This is a genomic window from Pseudomonas sp. Irchel s3h14, assembly GCF_900187425.1.
Taxonomy (GTDB): Bacteria; Pseudomonadota; Gammaproteobacteria; order Pseudomonadales; family Pseudomonadaceae; genus Aquipseudomonas.
Genome location: NZ_FYDJ01000001.1, coordinates 574,208 through 593,254, shown reverse-complemented (window position 1 = coordinate 593,254; position 19,047 = coordinate 574,208). Strand labels below are relative to the sequence as shown.

The 19,047-nt window shown below is 59.8% G+C and carries 18 protein-coding genes and 1 riboswitch; of the genes, 8 read left to right on the top strand and 10 right to left on the bottom strand.

Annotated elements, in window-relative coordinates; genetic code table 11:
- Positions 1 to 40: 40 nt before the first annotated feature.
- The 5 genes from CKW16_RS02870 to tkt all read right to left on the bottom strand — a co-directional run bounded on the left by CKW16_RS02870 (position 41) and on the right by tkt (position 5,084).
- Positions 41 to 373 (bottom strand): MliC family protein, encoded by a 333-nt coding sequence (locus CKW16_RS02870; protein ID WP_095127129.1) that lies wholly within the window; start codon positions 371 to 373, stop codon positions 41 to 43.
- A gap of 56 nt (positions 374 to 429) precedes the next feature.
- Entirely contained in the window at positions 430 to 651 is a 222-nt protein-coding gene (locus tag CKW16_RS02865) for a hypothetical protein (protein ID WP_095127128.1), read from the bottom strand.
- 34 nt (positions 652 to 685) lie between these two features.
- Positions 686 to 1,849: a phosphoglycerate kinase gene (locus CKW16_RS02860; RefSeq protein WP_095127127.1), complete on the bottom strand. Its 1,164-nt coding sequence runs from the start codon at positions 1,847 to 1,849 to the stop codon at positions 686 to 688.
- A gap of 25 nt (positions 1,850 to 1,874) precedes the next feature.
- Positions 1,875 to 2,936: an erythrose-4-phosphate dehydrogenase gene (epd, locus tag CKW16_RS02855; protein WP_095127126.1), complete on the bottom strand. Its 1,062-nt coding sequence runs from the start codon at positions 2,934 to 2,936 to the stop codon at positions 1,875 to 1,877.
- A gap of 150 nt (positions 2,937 to 3,086) precedes the next feature.
- Positions 3,087 to 5,084 carry a transketolase gene (gene tkt, locus CKW16_RS02850; protein WP_095127125.1) on the bottom strand — a complete coding sequence of 666 codons (1,998 nt, stop codon included), beginning with the start codon at positions 5,082 to 5,084 and terminating at the stop codon, positions 3,087 to 3,089.
- Positions 5,085 to 5,357: 273 nt separating this feature from the next.
- Here tkt and CKW16_RS02845 point away from each other — a divergent pair, with 273 nt between their 5' ends.
- The 4 genes from CKW16_RS02845 (at position 5,358) to CKW16_RS02830 (ending at position 9,901) form a co-directional block, all read left to right on the top strand.
- The gene (locus CKW16_RS02845) at positions 5,358 to 6,353 is read left to right on the top strand and encodes a metalloregulator ArsR/SmtB family transcription factor (protein WP_095127124.1); all 996 of its coding nucleotides are present in this window, start codon (positions 5,358 to 5,360) and stop codon (positions 6,351 to 6,353) included.
- 18 nt (positions 6,354 to 6,371) lie between these two features.
- Positions 6,372 to 7,562 carry a methionine adenosyltransferase gene (gene metK, locus CKW16_RS02840; RefSeq protein WP_046045269.1) on the top strand — a complete coding sequence of 397 codons (1,191 nt, stop codon included), beginning with the start codon at positions 6,372 to 6,374 and terminating at the stop codon, positions 7,560 to 7,562.
- A 170-nt stretch (positions 7,563 to 7,732) separates the two neighbouring features.
- The gene (gene ligB, locus CKW16_RS02835) at positions 7,733 to 9,406 is read left to right on the top strand and encodes an NAD-dependent DNA ligase LigB (protein ID WP_095127123.1); all 1,674 of its coding nucleotides are present in this window, start codon (positions 7,733 to 7,735) and stop codon (positions 9,404 to 9,406) included.
- Positions 9,407 to 9,505: 99 nt separating this feature from the next.
- The gene (locus CKW16_RS02830; RefSeq protein ID WP_095127122.1) at positions 9,506 to 9,901 is read left to right on the top strand and encodes a DUF1090 domain-containing protein; all 396 of its coding nucleotides are present in this window, start codon (positions 9,506 to 9,508) and stop codon (positions 9,899 to 9,901) included.
- A 147-nt stretch (positions 9,902 to 10,048) separates the two neighbouring features.
- Here the strand turns inward: CKW16_RS02830 and CKW16_RS02825 are convergent, their stop codons facing one another.
- Entirely contained in the window at positions 10,049 to 10,498 is a 450-nt protein-coding gene (locus CKW16_RS02825) for a cytochrome c (protein WP_095127121.1), read from the bottom strand.
- A 128-nt stretch (positions 10,499 to 10,626) separates the two neighbouring features.
- Here CKW16_RS02825 and CKW16_RS02820 point away from each other — a divergent pair, with 128 nt between their 5' ends.
- Positions 10,627 to 11,799, top strand: a complete 1,173-nt coding sequence (locus tag CKW16_RS02820; RefSeq protein ID WP_095127120.1) for a murein transglycosylase A — start codon at positions 10,627 to 10,629, stop codon at positions 11,797 to 11,799.
- A 45-nt stretch (positions 11,800 to 11,844) separates the two neighbouring features.
- Here the strand turns inward: CKW16_RS02820 and CKW16_RS02815 are convergent, their stop codons facing one another.
- The gene (locus tag CKW16_RS02815; RefSeq protein WP_095127119.1) at positions 11,845 to 12,228 is read right to left on the bottom strand and encodes an MAPEG family protein; all 384 of its coding nucleotides are present in this window, start codon (positions 12,226 to 12,228) and stop codon (positions 11,845 to 11,847) included.
- Between the two features lie 40 nt (positions 12,229 to 12,268).
- Positions 12,269 to 13,102 (bottom strand): EamA family transporter, encoded by an 834-nt coding sequence (locus tag CKW16_RS02810; protein ID WP_095127118.1) that lies wholly within the window; start codon positions 13,100 to 13,102, stop codon positions 12,269 to 12,271.
- A gap of 286 nt (positions 13,103 to 13,388) precedes the next feature.
- On the opposite strand from CKW16_RS02810, the gene CKW16_RS02805 reads away from it, so the two are divergent.
- Together CKW16_RS02805 and CKW16_RS02800 are read left to right on the top strand one after the other, a co-directional pair.
- Entirely contained in the window at positions 13,389 to 14,558 is a 1,170-nt protein-coding gene (locus tag CKW16_RS02805) for an MFS transporter (protein WP_095127117.1), read from the top strand.
- A gap of 68 nt (positions 14,559 to 14,626) precedes the next feature.
- On the top strand, positions 14,627 to 15,892 hold the full coding sequence (locus tag CKW16_RS02800) for a sodium:proton antiporter (protein WP_095127116.1): 1,266 nt from the start codon (positions 14,627 to 14,629) through the stop codon (positions 15,890 to 15,892).
- Here CKW16_RS02800 and CKW16_RS02795 read toward each other — a convergent pair whose 3' ends face one another.
- Together CKW16_RS02795 and CKW16_RS02790 are read right to left on the bottom strand one after the other, a co-directional pair.
- Positions 15,893 to 16,780, bottom strand: coding sequence for a formate/nitrite transporter family protein (locus CKW16_RS02795; protein WP_095127115.1), 888 nt, complete (start codon positions 16,778 to 16,780; stop codon positions 15,893 to 15,895).
- Positions 16,781 to 16,897: 117 nt separating this feature from the next.
- Positions 16,898 to 17,299, bottom strand: a complete 402-nt coding sequence (locus CKW16_RS02790) for an acyl-CoA thioesterase (RefSeq protein WP_008152010.1) — start codon at positions 17,297 to 17,299, stop codon at positions 16,898 to 16,900.
- Positions 17,300 to 17,497: 198 nt separating this feature from the next.
- Positions 17,498 to 17,600, top strand: a riboswitch (S-adenosyl-L-homocysteine riboswitch).
- A 23-nt stretch (positions 17,601 to 17,623) separates the two neighbouring features.
- Here CKW16_RS02790 and ahcY point away from each other — a divergent pair.
- Entirely contained in the window at positions 17,624 to 19,033 is a 1,410-nt protein-coding gene (ahcY, locus tag CKW16_RS02785) for an adenosylhomocysteinase (protein WP_046045260.1), read from the top strand.
- Positions 19,034 to 19,047 lie beyond the last annotated feature (14 nt).

The window sequence follows — 19,047 nt, the reverse complement described above, 5'->3', positions numbered from 1 at the left end:
GCAAGCTCGGCTCCTACAGGTTTAGCGTCGGCCTCGCGTATTACTGCGCTTTACAACCGCGGCCGATCAAATCATTGGTGGCGACCCAGTACACCAGGCCTTCCTCACCTTTTACGTGAAACGCCAGCATGTCGTTGCTGTACAGCGAACCTTCGGCGCCCGGCTCATGCTTCAAGCGGTAGACCTGATCGGCACCGCCCAGGCGAACGTCGACTTCCTTGCGGCTTTCGTCGGTGTAGCGCCAGAGCACTCTGGCCTGACTGTCGCAGGTCCAGGTGGTCCAGCTGTCCGTCGATTCGGCAGGCTTGAACAGGTTCAAATTAGCGCAACCTGCCAGCAGAGCCAGCGCCGTAACGGCGATAAAACCTTTCATCCATGTTCCTCGACTGACGGCGCACGCCGCCAGCCCTGAGTAAAGTGTCAGACCCGTCAAGGGCAGCCATGTTCCTTGGCCGGGGTCTGTGTCTCGTATTTGTCCAGGCCATCAGGCCCGGAACGCTTGTTGATCACCGGGTTGGTTTCGGCCTGCCAGTCGGCCTGGTAGCAGCCTTTGCCCTGTTCAGGCGTCTCGGGCACCTTCGGAGCTTTCGGGTTACTCCCGCAAGCTGCCAGCGACCCCGCGATAATCAACAGCGCTAACGTTTTGACCATCTGAACACTCCTTCGCCTGGTCAAATGGGCGGCCTCAGGCCTTGGCCCGGCTTTCCAGGACTTCAACGGCCGGCAGAACCTTGCCTTCGACGAACTCGAGGAACGCGCCGCCACCGGTAGAAATGTAGGAGATCTGATCGGCAACGCCATATTTATCGATGGCGGCCAGGGTGTCGCCGCCGCCCGCGATGGAGAATGCCGAGCTTTCGGCGATGGCCTGGGCCAGGACCTTGGTGCCGTTACCGAACTGGTCGAATTCAAACACGCCCACCGGGCCGTTCCACAGGATGGTTTTGGACGACTTCAGCAGCTCGGCGAAATTCGCCGCGGTCTGTGGGCCGATGTCCAGAATCATGTCGTCTGCGGCCACATCAGCGATCAGCTTGACGGTAGCGGTCGCGCTTTCAGCGAATTCCTTGGCAACCACGACATCGACCGGCAGCGGCACGCTGACCTTGGCGGCGATGGCGCGAGCAGTGTCCAGCAGGTCCGGCTCGTACAGGGACTTGCCGACCGGGTGACCGGCAGCGGCCAGGAAGGTGTTGGCAATGCCGCCGCCGACGATCAGCTGGTTGCAGATCTGGCTCAGGCTGTTCAGCACGTCGAGTTTGGTCGAGACCTTGGAGCCGGCAACAATGGCAGCCATTGGCTGAGCCGGGGCGCCCAGGGCTTTGCCCAGTGCGTCCAGTTCGGCGGCCAGCAACGGGCCAGCGGCCGCGACTTTGGCGAACTTGGCCACGCCATGGGTCGAACCCTCGGCGCGGTGAGCGGTGCCGAAGGCGTCCATCACGAACACGTCGCACAGGGCGGCGTACTGCTTGGCCAGTTCGTCAGCGTTCTTTTTCTCGCCTTTGTTGAAGCGCACGTTTTCGAACAGCACGATGTCGCCGGCCTTCACGTCAACGCCGCCCAGGTAATCGGCCACCAGCGGCACTTCACGCCCCAGAGCCTTGCTCAGGTAGTCAGCGACTGGCTTGAGGCTGTTCTCGGCCGAGAACTCGCCTTCGGTCGGACGGCCAAGGTGCGAGCAGACCATCACGGCCGCGCCTTTTTCCAGGGCCAGCTTGATGGTCGGCAGCGAGGCCAGGATTCGCGCATCGCTGGTGACAACACCGTCCTTGACTGGGACGTTGAGGTCTTCGCGGATCAGTACGCGCTTACCTTGCAGATCGAGGTCGGTCATCTTCAACACGGTCATGGGTCGCATTTCCTGGATAGCTGTTTTAGAGAGCAGGTTTTGGTTGTGGTGCAGCTGTTTGCAAATAGTGTTCTGCAACGTCCAGCATTCGATTGGCAAAACCCCATTCGTTGTCGAACCAGGCCAGGATGTTTACCAGCCGTGGGCCGGAAACTCGGGTCTGACTGGCATCGACGATGGCCGAATGTGGGTCATGGTTGAAATCACAACTGGCGTGAGGCAACTCGGTGTAGGCCAGCAAGCCTTTGAGCGGGCCAGTGGTGGCGGCCTCGCGCAAAATCCGGTTGACCTCGGTGGCGTCGGTATCGCTCACGGTCTGCATCGTAATGTCGAGGCAAGACACGTTAACCGTCGGCACCCGCACGGCTTTGGCCTGAATTCTCCCGGCAAGTTCCGGCAACAGGCGTTCGATGCCGCGCGCCAGACCAGTGGACACCGGAATCACCGACTGAAACGCCGAACGGGTGCGGCGCAAGTCTTCGTGATGGTAGGCGTCGATCACCGGTTGATCGTTCATCGCCGAGTGAATGGTGGTGATCGACACGTATTCCAGACCAATGGCCTGATCCAGCAGGCGCAACAGCGGCACACCGCAGTTGGTGGTGCAGGACGCGTTGGACACCAGCAACTCATCACCGGTCAGGCAATCCTGGTTCACGCCGTAGACGATGGTGGCGTCGACATCAGCCTCACTGGCCATCGGCTGGGAAAACAGCACCCGCGGTGCGCCAGCGTCGAGGAAACGCTGGCCGTCTTCACGGGTGTGGTAAGCGCCGGAGCACTCCAGCACCAGATCGACGCCCAGCGACGCCCAATCGATGCCTTCGGGGGTGGCACTGCGCAGGACCTTCACGCAGTCGCCATTAATATGCAGACAATCGCCGTCGACCTTCACTTCCCCGGGAAAACGCCCGTGAGTGGAGTCGAAGCGTGTCAGGTATTCGATGCTGGCCATGTCAGCCAGATCGTTGATCGCAACAATTTCAAACCCGGCCTTATCGCCTCGCTCAAACAACGCACGCAAGACGCAACGACCAATCCGGCCGTAGCCGTTGAGTGCAACTTTGTAAGGACGCGGTTGAGGCATGGGGTTCTCGATTACCGTGGTGAATCCGTTATTGCAGTGTTGGTCGGACCGACGCCTTCGCGAGCAAGCCCGCTCCCACAGGAGAACGCATTCCAATGTGGGAGCGGGCTTGCTCGCGAAAGCGGCAGTCCAGACAAAGCAACTTCTGGATCAGTCTTCCAGCAGCTCTTCAGCCTGACCCAGGATGTTTTCCAGGGTGAAACCGAACTCTTCGAACAAGGCAGGCGCAGGCGCCGACTCGCCGTAGGTGGTCATGCCGATCACGCGACCTTCCAGGCCCACGTACTTGTACCAGTAGTCCGCGTGGGAGGCTTCGATAGCGATACGGGCACTGACCTGCAGCGGCAGAACCTCTTGCTTGTAGCCGGCGTCCTGAGCATCGAACACGCTGGTGCAAGGCATCGAAACAACACGCACCTTGCGACCCTGCTCGGTCAGCTTGTCGTAGGCCTGAACCGCCAGACCGACTTCGGAACCGGTAGAGATCAGGATCAGCTCAGGCTCGCCGTCGCAATCCTTCAACACGTAACCGCCACGGGCGATGTCGGCGATCTGGAACGCATTGCGGGTTTGGTGCTGCAGGTTCTGACGCGAGAAAATCAGCGCCGAAGGGCCGTCCTTGCGTTCCAGAGCCATTTTCCAGCACACCGCCGATTCAACGGCATCGGCTGGGCGCCAGGTATCGAGGTTCGGCGTGCTGCGCAAGCTGGTCAGTTGCTCGATCGGCTGGTGAGTCGGGCCGTCTTCGCCCAGACCGATGGAGTCGTGGGTGTAGACGAACACGACACGCTGCTTCATCAGCGAGGCCATGCGCACTGCGTTGCGGGCATATTCCATGAACATCAGGAAGGTCGCGCCGTAAGGCACCAGACCGCCGTGCAGGGTCACGCCGTTCATGATCGCGCTCATGCCGAACTCGCGAACGCCGTAGTACATGTAGTTGCCGCTGGCGTCTTCAGCCGTAACACCTTTGCAACCTTTCCACAGGGTCAGGTTGGAACCGGCCAGGTCAGCGGAGCCGCCCAGCAGTTCAGGCAGCAGCGGGCCGTAGGCATTCAATGCGTTCTGGCTGGCTTTACGGCTGGCGATGGTTTCGCCTTTGGCGGCGACTTCAGCAATATAAGCCGAGGCTTTTTCAGCGAAGTCTTCCGGCAGTTCGCCGCTCAGACGACGAATCAGCTCGTTGGCCAACTCAGGGAAGGCTGCAGAGTAGGCAGCGAAACGCTGATCCCATTCGGCTTCGGCCGCGCGACCGGTTTCCTTGGCGTCCCACTCGGCGTAGATGTCGGCCGGGATTTCGAACGGACCGTGGTTCCATTTCAGCGCAGCGCGGGTCAGAGCGATTTCCGCGTCACCCAGTGGGGCGCCGTGGCAGTCTTCCTTGCCTTGCTTGTTCGGCGAACCGAAACCGATGGTGGTCTTGCAGCAGATCAGGGTTGGCTGATCGCTTTTGCGCGCAGTTTCGATCGCGATCTTGATCTCTTCAGGGTCGTGACCGTCAACGTTGCGGATCACCAGCCAGTTATAAGCTTCGAAACGCTTAGGCGTGTCGTCGGTGAACCAGCCTTCGACTTCGCCGTCGATGGAGATGCCGTTGTCGTCGTAGAAGGCGATCAGTTTGCTCAGGCCCAAAGTACCGGCCAGGGAGCCGACTTCATGGGAAATGCCTTCCATCATGCAGCCATCACCCAGGAACACGTAGGTGTGGTGGTCGACAACGTTGTGGCCCGGACGGTTGAACTGCGCCGCCAGGACTTTTTCTGCGAGGGCAAAACCAACAGCGTTGGCCAGGCCTTGGCCCAGTGGACCGGTGGTGGTTTCAACGCCCGGGGTGTAGCCGAATTCCGGGTGACCCGGGGTGCGGCTGTGCAGCTGGCGGAAGTTCTTCAGGTCTTCGATCGACAGATCGTAGCCGGTCAGGTGCAGCAGCGAGTAGATCAACATCGAGCCGTGACCGTTGGACAGCACGAAGCGGTCACGGTCGGCGAACGATGGATTGCTCGGGTTGTGCTTCAGGTAGTCACGCCAAAGTACTTCGGCGATATCCGCCATACCCATAGGGGCACCGGGATGGCCGCTGTTGGCTTTTTGCACGGCATCCATGCTGAGGGCACGAATGGCGTTGGCACGCTCACGACGGCTGGGCATCGCTGTTCTCCTGCGGATATTGAATCGAGAGTGAATAAAACGAAACGGAAAAAAGGCGAGCATTTTCCCTCACCCACCCGCCTCGGGGCAATGACAGATAGTCATCTGAAGGCGTTTTTCCGGTGGATAAAGTCGCATTCGCCTGATGAAACCTTTCCGCTGACGATTTGTAGAGTGACCCTTTCCCCGAGAAGTGCCATCTATCGAGCAATATCAAAACTTTTTGATATTGCTCTTGCGGTGTTTTCTGACCGTCACTAGACTGCTGGCCTTATGAATTTACGTGTGCCTTCCATTCGACATGACGATTGCGATGAGCTGGCGGCCCTGTGCAAGGCCGGCGGCGATCCTCTGCGGCTGAATGTATTGCGCGCGCTGGCCAACGATTCGTTTGGCGTACTGGAGCTGGCGCAGATCTTTGGCATCGGTCAGTCCGGCATGAGTCATCACCTCAAGGTATTGGCCCAGGCTGAACTGGTGGCGACGCGCCGTGAAGGCAACGCGATTTTCTACCGTCGCGCCCTGCCCCACACCGACCTGCTGGGTGGCAAGCTGCATGCCGCGCTACTGGAAGAAGTGGACAACCTGACCCTGCCTGCCGAGGTGCAGTCACGGATCGCTCAGGTCCATGGGCAACGAGCGGCGGCCAGCCAGGACTTTTTCTCACGGGTCGCGGAGAAGTTTCGCGCCCAGCAAGACTTGATCGCCGGTCTGCCGCAATACCGCGAAAGCGTGGTGGCATTGCTCGACAAGCTGAGTTTCAGCGAAGGCGCCACGGCCATCGAAGTCGGCCCCGGCGACGGCGCTTTTCTGCCGGAACTGGCGCGCCGCTTCACCCAGGTCACGGCGCTGGACAACAGCCCGGCGATGCTCGAACTGGCGCGCCAGGTTTGCGAACGTGAAACGCTGGCTAACGTCAGCCTGCAATTGGCCGATGCATTGAACGGTGTCCGCCTCAAGGCTGACTGCGTTGTACTGAACATGGTGCTGCACCATTTCGCCGCGCCGGCCGAAGCACTCAAGCACATGGCCGACTTGCTGCAACCGGGCGGTAGCCTGCTCGTGACAGAGTTATGTAGCCACAACCAGAGTTGGGCCAGGGAGGCCTGCGGTGATCTCTGGTTGGGGTTTGAACAGGACGATTTGGCCCGTTGGGCCACCGCTGCGGGACTCGTTCCCGGGGAAAGCCTCTATGTAGGCTTACGTAATGGTTTCCAGATCCAGGTCCGCCATTTTCAGCGACCGGCTGGCGACACTCACCATCGGTAAATTCAGGAAAAAATCGAGATGAGCGAATACTCCCTCTTCACCTCCGAGTCCGTGTCCGAAGGACATCCGGACAAAATCGCCGACCAGATTTCCGATGCGGTGCTGGACGCCATCATTGCTGAAGATAAATTCGCCCGTGTAGCGGTCGAGACCCTGGTAAAAACCGGCGTTGCAATTATCGCAGGTGAAGTCACCACGTCGGCTTGGGTCGACCTGGAAGAGATCGTGCGTAACGTCATTCTCGACATCGGCTACAACAGCTCCGATGTCGGCTTCGACGGCGCCACTTGCGGCGTGATGAACATCATCGGCAAGCAGTCCCCTGACATCAACCAGGGTGTCGACCGTGCCAAGCCTGAAGATCAAGGCGCCGGCGACCAGGGCCTGATGTTCGGCTACGCCAGCAACGAAACCGACGTGCTGATGCCAGCACCGATCACCTTCTCGCACCAGCTGGTTCAGCGTCAGGCCGAAGCCCGTAAATCCGGCCTGCTGCCTTGGCTGCGCCCGGACGCCAAGTCGCAAGTGACTTGCCGTTACGAAGGCGGCAAGGTTGTCGGTATCGACGCCGTTGTACTGTCGACCCAGCACAACCCTGACGTGTCCTACAAAGACTTGCGCGAAGGCGTGATGGAGCTGATCGTCAAGCACGTACTGCCTGCCGAACTGCTGAGCAAAGACACCCAGTTCCACATCAACCCGACTGGCCAGTTCATCATCGGTGGCCCGGTAGGCGACTGCGGCCTGACCGGTCGCAAGATCATCGTCGACAGCTACGGCGGCATGGCCCGTCACGGCGGCGGCGCGTTCTCCGGTAAAGATCCATCGAAGGTTGACCGTTCGGCCGCCTACGCCGGTCGTTACGTAGCCAAGAACATCGTGGCGGCCGGCCTGGCCGAGCGTTGCGAGATTCAGGTTTCCTACGCGATCGGTGTTGCTCAGCCTACGTCGATTTCGCTGAATACCTTCGGCACCGGAAAAATCAGCGACGACAAAATCGTCAAACTGGTTCGCGAAGTATTCGACCTGCGTCCATACGCAATCACCACCATGCTCGACCTGCTGCACCCGATGTACCAGGAAACCGCTGCGTACGGCCACTTCGGTCGCACCCCGGCCACCAAGACTGTGGGCGAAGACACCTTCACCACTTTCACCTGGGAAAAGACCGACCGCGCCGATTCCTTGCGCGCTGCTGCCGGCCTGTAAGACTTCCCCGGCGGTACCAAAAGCCCCGCACGGTTCGCCGTGCGGGGCTTTTTATTGCGCGAAAATCGAAAGATCGCAGCCTCTCGAAACACACCGAAAAACATCCTCGCTACCGACACCCGAATGCTGACTAACCTTGAAAGTATTCTCCCTGAGCAAGGACGCTCACGATGCTTCTGCGCCTGTTTTTCTGTTTTTTCCTGACCTTTCTTTGCCTGAGTTCAAACGCTACCGAGTGCCCCGACTGGCCACCCGCACGCGCCCTGGACGAAATCACGTCACTGCAAAAACAAATCGACCTCTGGGACGACAGCTATCACCGGGGCGGCCGTTCATTGGTCGCCGATGAACTCTACGATCAGTCCCGTGCACGATTGACCGAATGGCGCACATGCTTCGACCTGGACCCATCCGCAGAACCGCTACGTACCGCGGGCGGCACGATGCCTCATCCCATCGCCCACACAGGCCTGGAAAAACTCCGCGATGGTCGCGCCATCGAAGCCTGGCTAAAAGGACGGAGTGATGTCTGGATTCAGCCCAAGATCGACGGCGTAGCGGTGACGCTGATCTACCGCAAAGGCCTGCTGACTCAGGCAATCAGCCGCGGTGACGGAATAAATGGCCAGGACTGGACGGCTTCGGCGCGCCAGATCGCCACCATCCCCCAACAATTGCCAGAGCCGCTGGACCTGCTGCTGCAAGGTGAACTCTATTGGCGCCTGACCGACCACGTACAGGCCCGTGCCGGCAGCCTCAATGCACGCGCCACAGTGGCCGGCTTGATGGCCCGCAAAAAGTTAAGCACTGAGCAAGCCGCCGGGATCGGCCTGTTTGTCTGGGACTGGCCCCAAGGCCCGGCCAGTTTGCCCGCCCGCATCGCAGTCCTGGATGAATTGGGTTTCCCGAGCACCGCAGCTTACAGCCACTCGATCAAGGAATTTGCCGACGCTGAACGCTGGCGCGATCACTGGTATCGCTCGCCCCTGCCCTTCACCAGTGATGGCATCGTCCTGCGCCAGGATCAGCGCCCATCCGCCGAGCGCTGGCAGGCTAAACCGCCTTATTGGAGCGTCGCCTGGAAATTCCCTTTTGCCCAGGCCCTGGCCGAGGTGCGCAAAGTCCATTTCAAGATTGGACGGACCGGACGAATCACCCCGGTGCTGGAACTGACACCGGTGATGCTCGATGACCGGCAGATCAAGCGAGTCAGTGTGAGTTCACTGCAACGCTGGGAAGCACTTGATATCCGGCCCGGAGATCAGGTCGCCATCAGCCTGGCAGGCCTGACCATTCCCAGGCTTGACGGTGTCATGCTGCGCAGCACCCAACGCGCTGAATTGAGCGTACCGCTGGCGGAGGACTTTCATCATTTGAGTTGCTGGCAGCCGACACCGGGGTGCGAAAGCCAATTCCTCGCCCGACTGACCTGGCTCAGCGGCAAGCAGGGACTGGCCTTGCCGCATGTCGGTCCTGGCACTTGGGAGAAACTTTTCGAAACAGGCCGTCTGAATAGCCTGCTGGATTGGTTGACCCTCGATGCTCAAGAGCTTGCTAACATTGACGGCTTCGGCGAACGCAGCAGCGCTCGTCTTTTAAACAGTTTCAACAGTGCCCGACAACGCCCTTTCACACGCTGGCTCAAAGCCCTGGGTTTACCGCCGACCGGTCAGGCGCGGCTTGCCGACTCATGGCAGGAACTGGCACAACGAAATATCGAACAATGGCAGGCAGAAGCCGGCATCGGCCCGGGACGCGCAGCGCAATTGAGCGCATTTTTCCGCGACCCGCAGGTCCTGGCATTGAGTGAAACATTACGTGTTGCGGGGATTGACGGCTTTTAGCGGTCGGCGATGCCCGCCAACCCGGGAACCCAATGGTGCCGCTGGGCTCAAACACCCCATCGTCACATCGACCCGATCGCTTTTTCACATGGAGCTTTTATGAAACTTCTTTCACCGCTCGCCCTGTTGACCCTTTGCAGCGTGCTGGCCGCTCCACTGATGGCCGCCGAAGAAGCTCCGGGCCTGACCGGCTGCGCCGCAAAGAAGCAAGGCATCATCAATCAGATTGAACTGGCCAAGTCTCACGGTAACGCCGATCAGCAGGCAGGCCTTGAAACGGCCCTGAGCGAAGTCACTGCTCATTGCACCGATGCTTCCCTGAAGAAAGAACGGGAGAACAAGGTGCTCGATGCCAAGCACGACGTCAGCAAGCGTCAGGCTGATCTGGACAAGGCCATGAAGAAAGGCGACGCCGAGAAGATCAACAAGCGCAAAGACAAACTCGCCGAGTCCCGCAAGGAACTGCAGAACGCACTCGATGAGCTGGATAAGTAAGTCCCCGGCTGAGCGACGGAGCTCTGGTGGTGATCGTTCCCACGCTCTGCGTGGGAATGCAGCCCGTGACGCTCCGCGTCACTGGACGCGGAGCGTCCCTAGAGGCATTCCCACGCAGAGCGTGGGAACGATCGATCAGCTCAGGAATCAGTGATCCCGGAACTCTTTATGGCAGGCACTGCAGGCATCTTCGACCTTCTGCACCGCTGGCCCAAGGTTACTGACCTTGTAAGGCTGGACCTTGCTGGCAATCACCAACTCACCGGTGGCGGCTTCAAGGGTGCGAGCCATGTCCTGAAAGTGTTCCTGCTTCTGCCAGACATCGCTCTTGGCGCTGGTGTGATCTTCTTCGCGCACCTGCGGAAAATGTTTCCAGGGCTCACGGGACAACGCATCGAGCTTCACGGCACCGTCAGCGAATTTCGGACCGTCAAACGGGATGCGGCCACGCAACATGCCGCCCAGGTCTTCGCCGGTCTTGAGCATTTGCTTGAAGATCGCCTTGCGCTGGCCCAGCGGCGAGTTGGGATCGACGCCACCGCAGGCAGACAACGTCAGGCAGGCCAGCAATACAACAGAAAGTCTTTTAAGAGTCATGGTGGCTTCAGGTCACGGGAAACGGCGGCCAGTATCCTCGCGTCATCGGCAAAGACCAATAGCCCTATTATCAATACGGGTTGCTTGAGCGCATGGAGCACTCAGGCAACCGACAAAGGAATTACTCCATGAACAGCCGTTTCAAGGCATGGCGTCACAACCTCGCCTGGACCCTTCCGATGGTGGCCGTGCTTGCGGGCTGCACCGGTGGCGACAACAACAAACCGAAAACCCACGCCCTGGCGACCTACTCCAGCGCCACGTGGGAAGCACTTCCGACGGTGTCCGACAACGACCTGGTCGCCGGCTTCGGTTCGTGGCGCAGCGCCTGCACCCGACTTAAGGCCGACCCGGTCTGGGGCTCGACGTGTGCGGCTGCCGCCAACGTGCCACAAACCGCCAGCGACATTCGCGGCTTCCTCAAGCAGAACCTCGACGTCTACGGCCTGCGCGCCGCCAATGACAATCCCAACGGCTTGATCACCGGCTATTACGAGCCGGTCTACCCCGGCAGCCTGACCCAGACTGAAGTGGCGAACATCCCGGTGTACGGTGTGCCCGAGGACATGATCATCGTCTCTCTGGACAGCATTTATCCGGAACTCAAAGGCAAACGCCTGCGCGGACGACTCGAAGGTCGCGTGCTCAAGCCTTACGACGATGCGGCCACGATTGAAACCAAAGGGGTCAAGGCACCGGTTGTCGCCTGGCTGACCGATCCGATGAACCTGCAATTCCTGCAAATCCAGGGCTCGGGTCGTATCCAGCTCGATGATGGCCGCCAGTTGCGCATTGCGTATGCCGACCAGAACGGTCACCCGTATCGACCGATCGGCCGCTGGCTGGTGGACCAGGGCGAGCTGAAAAAAGAAGAAGTGACCATGGGCGCCATCAGCAATTGGGCCAAGGCCAATCCGATGCGCATTCCGGAACTGCTGGGCAGCAACCCCAGCTATGTATTCTTCACCCGCAATCCGGACAGCAACGAAGGACCTCGCGGCTCGTTGAACGTACCGCTGACCGCAGGCTATAGCGCGGCGGTGGATCGCAAAGTGATTCCGCTGGGCAGTCTGTTGTGGTTATCGACCACTAAACCGGACGGTACCGCACTGGTACGCCCGGTTGCCGCTCAGGACACCGGCGGCGCAATTGCCGGCGAAGTCCGTGCGGACCTGTTCTGGGGCACAGGTGAGGCGGCCGGGCAATTGGCCGGCGACATGAAACAGCAGGGGCAAATCTGGATGCTCTGGCCTAAAGGCGCAGCCCTGCCTCAAGTGCCGCAAGTGACCGACAAGCTTTAAAGTCAAAAGATCGCTGGCTTAGCCAGCGATCTTTTGAGCTTGCTCTTAAACAGAAACCACAAAGAAACTGACGATCAACCCCATCCCCACCAACCACACCAGCGACCGCAAAATCGCCCAGTCCGCCAAGTAGCAAATGATGTACAGCAGCCGACTGGTGATGAACAACACCGCCAGCACATTGATCGTCACCAGTTCGGCATTGCCGGCCAGGTGCGCAACGATCACCGCCGCCGCGAACGCGGGTATCATTTCGAGACCGTTCAGATGCGCCGCATACGCGCGTCGGCCAAAACCATTCAGAGATTCAAGAAAGTCACGGGGATCATGATTGTCTTTCGGCCTGAACCCGCCACTGACCCTGGCGATGCCCGTGCAAATATAGGGCAGGACAATCGCGATCAAAATGCACCACAGAGCAACCGTCATAACGCAATCCCTTCTTCAAGTCTCAAGAGTCGAGCTCCAGTCAAAACTTCATCACCAGTATGCCGATCAGCACCAGCCCACAGGCTAAGAGCCGTGGCCTGCCGAAAGGTTCTTTCAGGTAACGCATGCCGAACAGCACCACCAGAATCACGCTGATCTCGCGCAATGCCGCCGCTTCGGCAATCGAGCCCAGCTGCATGGCCCACAGCACCAGAGCGTAGCTGAACAACACGCAAAACCCGACCGCCAACCCCAGTCGCCATTGTTCACGCCAGAACAACATGAAGGCCGGTCGCTTACGCACCAGCGCCAGTAACGGGAACGGCCAGGCGCTGAGCAACGTGACCCACACCAGGTAATCCAGCGGATGCGACCAGCGCCGCAACGCCTGGCCATCGATGAAGGTGTAGCAGCCGATACACAGGCCGATCAACGCCACTACCGGCAGCATCGACCACGGCAATCGCGCACCACCGCCGCCCTGCCAGAGCAGGCACAGCATGCCGAACGGGATGAGTAGAATCCCGAAGATCTGCTGGTTCGTCAGCACCTCCCCGGCAAAGATCAGCGTCAGTGCCAGCACCACCAGCGGCGACAAGCCACGCATCAGCGGATAGACCAGTCCGAGATCACCAACCCGATAGGCCTGGATCAGCAAATAGCGATAGAGCAACTCGAACGCCGCCGACGCCAGAATCCACGGCCAGATGTCCAGGGGTGGCAGTGCCACGAACGGCAGCATCAGCGCGACAAACAGCATTGCAACGCTGTCCATGCAGGCCACCACCAGCAGCCGTTCCGCACTGAATTTGATCAGGGTATTCCACGCCGCGTGCAACAGCGCCGCTACTAACACCAGTGCTGTTGCAAGCACGGCACACTCCTTTTGTTGACCGCCCCTCCCCTGTAGGAGCACGGCTTGCCGGCGATGGCGATCTCAAGAACGCCATCGCCGGCAAGCCGTGCTCCTACATGAAGCGGGGGAGATAATTGATTCGCCATATGTCAGCAGCTGTTTATACTGCAAGCGACCACGCCGCACTCAGTTGCGCACAGACTAATTCCAATAAATTTTTGCCACCGCCCGCTCTCGTCGAGAACGGGCGTCGGCATGCGCATGCCTGATCAGAGCGTCAAGACTACCGACAGAGACCTTGCGCATGCCACTCGCCTTGCTTGCCCTCGCTGTTGCCGCGTTCGGCATCGGCACCACTGAATTCGTCATCATGGGCTTGCTGCCCGATGTCGCCCGCGACCTCGCCGTGAGCATCCCCCACGCGGGCCTGCTGATCACCGGCTACGCCCTGGGCGTGGTGTTCGGTGCGCCGATCCTTGCGGTCGGCACCGCCAACATGCCGCGCAAAGCCACGCTGCTGGGCATGACCCTGATGTTCATCCTCGGCAACATTCTTTGCGCATTGGCGCCGAACTACACCACGCTGATGGCCGCGCGAGTGGTCACCGCGCTCTGCCACGGCGCGTTCTTCGGCATCGGTTCGGTGGTTGCCGCTGGACTGGTGGCACCCAACAAACGCGCCCAAGCGATTGCGATGATGTTCACTGGCCTGACCCTGGCCAACGTGCTAGGCGTGCCTTTGGGCACCGCGCTCGGGCAATACGCCGGCTGGCGCTCGACGTTCTGGGCGGTGTCGGTAATCGGCGTGATTGCTGCGATTGCGCAGTGGGTCTGGCTGCCGAAGGACATCGCGATGGACAAGGCCAACCTCGCCAGCGAGTTCAAAGTGCTGGGCAAGGTCAACGTGTTGTTGGCGCTGGGCATGAGTGTGCTGGCGTCGACCAGCCTGTTCAGCGTGTTCACTTACATTGCCCCCATCCTGCAAGACATCACCGGCGTCAGCCCGCATGGCGTGACCATCATGCTGCTGCTATTCGGGGTCGGATTGACCGCGGGCAGCATGCTCGGCGGTCGCCTGGCTGACAGTCGATTGCTGCCGTCGCTGGTGGGCATGGCGTTGGCCGTGCTGGTCGTGCTGGCCGCGTTCACACAGACCAGTCACTCGGTGATCCCGGCAGCAATTACGCTGGTGTTGTGGGGCATCTTCGCGTTTGCCCTGTGTCCGATTTTGCAATTACTGATCATCGATCAGGCCCATGAAGCGCCGAATCTGGGTTCAACGTTGAACCAGAGCGCGTTCAACCTCGGCAACGCGGCAGGTGCGTGGATTGGTGGACTGGTCGTCGCCAGTGGTGCGGATCTGGCGGATTTACCGTGGACCGGCGCGCTGGTCAGTGGCTTGACGGTGCTGACGGCCCTTTTCTACATCTATCTGCAACGCCGCGATGCTGCTGCGGTCAATGTGTCCGGCTGAATAACCCTGATTCCCTTGCGCGGTCAACGCCGCGCATTCTTACTACCTTCCCATCCAAAGGACCCCGGATGCTTGAACTTGTCGCTGCGTTTATCTGCCTCACCACGCTCCTCACCTACGTGAACTTCCGCTTCATCGGCCTGCCCCCGACCATCGGCGTCATGGTCACCGCGCTGATGTTTTCCCTGCTGCTGCAAGGCTTGAGTTTCATCGGCTACCCCGGTCTCGAAGAACGTGTGCAACAGCTGATCGGCCAGATCGACTTCGGCGACCTGCTGATGAACTGGATGCTGTCCTTCCTGCTGTTTGCCGGCGCCCTGCACGTCAACCTGAATGACCTGCGCAGCCATCGCTGGCCCATCGGTTTGTTGGCGACCTTCGGCGTGTTGATCGCCACCGCCGTGATCGGCAGCCTCGCCTATTACATTTTTGCCCTGCTCGGCTGGCACGTGAGCTTCCTTTATTGCCTGCTGTTCGGCGCGCTGATTTCCCCCACCGACCCGATCGCGGTGCTCGGTGTGTTGCGGACCGCCAACGCCTCCAAGCCTCTGAAAACCACCATCGTCGGCGAGTCGCTGTTCAACGATGGCACCGCTGTGGTGGTGTTCACCGTGTTGCTGGGCATCGCGCAACTCGGCGAAACACCGACCGTCGGCGCCACGGCCATGCTGTTCGCCCACGAGGCGATTGGCGGTGTGCTGTTTGGTGGGCTGATCGGCTATTTGGTGTACCTGATGATCAAGAGCATTGAGCAGCATCAGATCGAGGTGATGCTGACCCTGGCGCTGGTCATCGGAGGCTCGGCCATGGCGTCGGAATTGCACGTCTCCGCTCCGATCGCGATGGTGGTCGCGGGCCTGATCATCGGCAACCTGGGCCGCAATCTGGCGATGAACGACATGACTCGCAAGTACCTGGACGGTTTCTGGGAATTGCTCGATGACATGCTCAATGCGCTGCTATTCGCTCTGATCGGCATGGAGTTGTTGCTGCTGCCGTTCAACTGGTTGCATGTGCTGGCGGCGAGTTTGCTGGCGCTGGCGATTCTGCTCTCGCGCCTGCTGACCGTGGCGCCAGCCATCGTGCTGCTTCGGCGTTGGCGTACGGTCCCGCGCGGGACGATCCGGATTCTGACCTGGGGTGGTTTGCGCGGCGGTGTTTCGGTAGCACTGGCCCTGGCCTTGCCGCTGGGTCCGGAGCGTGACTTGCTGCTGAGCATCACCTACATCGTGGTGCTGTCGTCGATCCTGTTGCAGGGTTTGAGCATTGGCAAACTGGTCAAGCACGTGACCAAGGATGAGCCTGCGCCAGCGGCACAGGCCGAGCATCACTGACTACTTTTTGGTCTTCTGCGGGTCGGGCTCCAGGCCTTGATCCGTAGACTTCTTCGGCGGGCCGCTCTCGCTGCGAATCTGCGCATGGCTGATCAGCGCGAAGATGAAGCTGCCGCCGATGATGTTCCCCACCAGCGTCGGCCCGGCGAACACCAGCCAGAAATCCTTCCAGGGCAACTCGCCGGCAAACACCAGATACGAGACCTCGGCCGAACCGACCACGATGTGGGTGAAATCCCCCAGCGCCATGAGGTAGGTGATGAGGATGATGATCCACATCTTCGCGCTCTCCATGGACGGGATCATCCAGACCATGGTGGCGATCATCCAGCCTGACACAATGCCTTTGGCGAACATCTGACTGGCGCTGTTCTCCATGATCTTGCGCCCGATATCGAGGAAGGCCAGGTCGGTCTTGCTGTCGAAAATCGGCAGATTCAGCATCACATACGCCACCAGCAACGTGCCGCAGAGGTTGCCCACCAGCACCACCGACCACAGGCGTAGCAATCGACCGAAATTACTCAGCGTGGGCTTGGTCATGATCGGCAGCACCGCCGTCAGGGTGTTCTCGGTGAACAATTGCTGACGGGCGAGGATCACCGCGAGAAAGCCTGCGCAGTAACCGAAACTGGCGATCACCTTGAAGCCTTCGCCGTCCGGCAGACGGGAATTGAGCAGCCCCATGGCCATCAGCGACAGGCCCATGGTCAGGCCGGCTGCCAACGCCGACCACCACAAGGCGGCGACACTGCGCTCGAGTTCCTGATCGCCCTGCGTGCGGATGATTTCGTGCAGCACCGCCGCCCGTGGCGGCTGGCTCTTTTCGACGTCGTGCTGTTCTTCAGGCGAGAGGTTCGGGGTCTTGCCGTCTTTTTGCGCGTCCATAAAGCTCCTGAACCTGTGGCGTGTCATGTAGGTACGACACGCAGGGTTCGGAGCTGTTCACTGCCCTCAGAAGATCGTTCCCACGCTCTGCGTGGGAACGATCTTCAAGCTTTGCTCCTACGGGGCGATGTCATCCTTGAACTGGTCTTTGACGTACGTGATCTCGGTCCGGCCGTGCGGCGCGGGCAAACCGTCTTCACCCAGGTTGACGAAAACAATCTTCTCCACCGTCAGGATGCTTTTGCGGGTGATTTTGTTACGCACTTCGCACTTCAGGGTGATGGAGGTGCGACCGAATTCGGTGGCGGTGATGCCCAGTTCGATGATGTCGCCCTGGCGCGAGGCGCTGACGAAGTTGATCTCGGAAATGTACTTGGTGACCACACGCTGATTGCCCAGCTGGACGATGGCGTAGATCGCCGCTTCTTCGTCGAGCCAGCGCAACAGGCTGCCGCCGAACAGCGTGCCGTTGGGGTTGAGGTCTTCGGGTTTTACCCATTTGCGGGTGTGGAAATTCATATTCACTCCTGAGCGTCTTGCCGAATGATGGTGGGCATCATGGCAGAGCCCGACCTAGAGCTCTATCAAGCATCGACTATGGTCTCGATTACCGTTCAGACATTGACCAACAGAAACGCTTTGGAAGTATCGCTCACACGGCTATAATCGCCACCGTTTCAAAACGGTCATCTTCGGTTGATACCGTTTTCCCGCCACCTGTCCGAGGGGCGCTGCAGCAGGTTCGACCTGTCAGGCTCGGATGGGGCGTTGCTTGACCGTCATCGGTCAGACACTAAACGCACAACGGCGCCCATTCGCATACATTACGAATGGAGGCTCATCATGAGCGCTGTTATCACGCCTGCAGATTTTAACGATTACAAAGTTGCCGACATGTCCCTGGCTGCCTGGGGCCGTCGCGAAACCATCATCGCCGAATCCGAAATGCCAGCCCTGATGGGTCTGCGCCGCAAATACGCCGGTGAGCAGCCGCTCAAAGGCGCGAAGATCCTCGGCTGCATCCACATGACCATTCAGACTGCCGTGCTGATCGAAACCCTGGTTGCCCTGGGTGCCGAAGTACGTTGGTCGTCCTGCAACATTTTCTCGACTCAGGACCAGGCTGCTGCCGCTATCGCCGCTGCCGGTATCCCGGTTTTCGCCTGGAAAGGCGAAACTGAAGAAGAGTACGAGTGGTGCCTGGAGCAAACCATCCTCAAAGATGGCGCGCCTTGGGATGCCAACATGATCCTCGACGACGGCGGCGACCTGACCGAGCTGCTGCACAAGAAATACCCGGCGATCCTGGACCGCGTCCACGGCGTTACCGAAGAAACCACCACTGGCGTTCACCGCCTGCTGGACATGCTGGCCAAGGGCGAGCTGAAAATCCCGGCCATCAACGTCAACGACTCGGTGACCAAGAGCAAGAACGACAACAAGTACGGCTGCCGTCACAGCCTGAACGACGCGATCAAGCGCGGTACCGACCACCTGCTGTCCGGCAAGCAAGCGCTGGTCATCGGTTACGGTGACGTGGGCAAGGGTTCGGCCCAGTCCCTGCGTCAGGAAGGCATGATCGTTAAAGTTTCCGAAGTCGACCCGATCTGCGCCATGCAAGCCTGCATGGACGGCTACGAGCTGGTTTCGCCGTTCATCGACGGTATCAACAACGGCACTGAAGCAAGCATCGACAAAGCGCTGCTGGGCAAGATCGACCTGATCGTGACCACCACCGGTAACGTCAACGTTTGCGACGCAAACATGCTCAAAGCCCTGAAGAAGCGCGCCGTTGTCTGCAACATCGGTCACTTCGACAACGAAATCGACACTGCTTTCATGCGCAAGAACTGGGCATGGGAAGAAGTGAAGCCACAGGTTCACAAGATCCACCGTACCGGCCCTGGCGCATTCGACGCTCAGAACGACGACTACCTGATCCTGCTGGCCGAAGGCCGTCTGGTTAACCTGGGTAACGCAACCGGTCACCCAAGCCGCATCATGGACGGTTCGTTCGCCAACCAGGTTCTGGCCCAGATCTTCCTGTTCGGCCAGAAGTACGCCGACCTGTCGCCAGCCCAGAAAGCCGAGCGCCTGACCGTTGAAGTACTGCCGAAGAAACTCGACGAAGAAGTGGCCCTGGAAATGGTCCGCGGTTTCGGCGGTGTTGTGACTCAACTGACCAAGACCCAGGCCGACTACATCGGCGTGACCGTTGAAGGTCCGTTCAAGCCGCACGCTTACCGCTACTGATTGGACCCGGCGGG

Bases quoted from the DNA above. Each gene is read 5' to 3' on its own strand.
- ahcY (WP_046045260.1), top strand. From the start codon at position 17,624: ATGAGCGCTGTTATCACGCCTGCAGATTTTAACGATTACAAAGTTGCC.
- CKW16_RS02845 (WP_095127124.1), top strand. From the start codon at position 5,358: ATGAATTTACGTGTGCCTTCCATTCGACATGACGATTGCGATGAGCTG.
- CKW16_RS02820 (WP_095127120.1), top strand. From the start codon at position 10,627: ATGAACAGCCGTTTCAAGGCATGGCGTCACAACCTCGCCTGGACCCTT.
- epd (WP_095127126.1), bottom strand. From the start codon at position 2,936: ATGCCTCAACCGCGTCCTTACAAAGTTGCACTCAACGGCTACGGCCGG.
- CKW16_RS02815 (WP_095127119.1), bottom strand. From the start codon at position 12,228: ATGACGGTTGCTCTGTGGTGCATTTTGATCGCGATTGTCCTGCCCTAT.
- CKW16_RS02795 (WP_095127115.1), bottom strand. From the start codon at position 16,780: ATGGACGCGCAAAAAGACGGCAAGACCCCGAACCTCTCGCCTGAAGAA.
- CKW16_RS02800 (WP_095127116.1), top strand. From the start codon at position 14,627: ATGCTTGAACTTGTCGCTGCGTTTATCTGCCTCACCACGCTCCTCACC.
- CKW16_RS02830 (WP_095127122.1), top strand. From the start codon at position 9,506: ATGAAACTTCTTTCACCGCTCGCCCTGTTGACCCTTTGCAGCGTGCTG.
- CKW16_RS02870 (WP_095127129.1), bottom strand. From the start codon at position 373: ATGAAAGGTTTTATCGCCGTTACGGCGCTGGCTCTGCTGGCAGGTTGC.
- tkt (WP_095127125.1), bottom strand. From the start codon at position 5,084: ATGCCCAGCCGTCGTGAGCGTGCCAACGCCATTCGTGCCCTCAGCATG.
- CKW16_RS02825 (WP_095127121.1), bottom strand. From the start codon at position 10,498: ATGACTCTTAAAAGACTTTCTGTTGTATTGCTGGCCTGCCTGACGTTG.
- CKW16_RS02805 (WP_095127117.1), top strand. From the start codon at position 13,389: ATGCCACTCGCCTTGCTTGCCCTCGCTGTTGCCGCGTTCGGCATCGGC.
- CKW16_RS02865 (WP_095127128.1), bottom strand. From the start codon at position 651: ATGGTCAAAACGTTAGCGCTGTTGATTATCGCGGGGTCGCTGGCAGCT.
- metK (WP_046045269.1), top strand. From the start codon at position 6,372: ATGAGCGAATACTCCCTCTTCACCTCCGAGTCCGTGTCCGAAGGACAT.
- ligB (WP_095127123.1), top strand. From the start codon at position 7,733: ATGCTTCTGCGCCTGTTTTTCTGTTTTTTCCTGACCTTTCTTTGCCTG.
- CKW16_RS02790 (WP_008152010.1), bottom strand. From the start codon at position 17,299: ATGAATTTCCACACCCGCAAATGGGTAAAACCCGAAGACCTCAACCCC.
- CKW16_RS02860 (WP_095127127.1), bottom strand. From the start codon at position 1,849: ATGACCGTGTTGAAGATGACCGACCTCGATCTGCAAGGTAAGCGCGTA.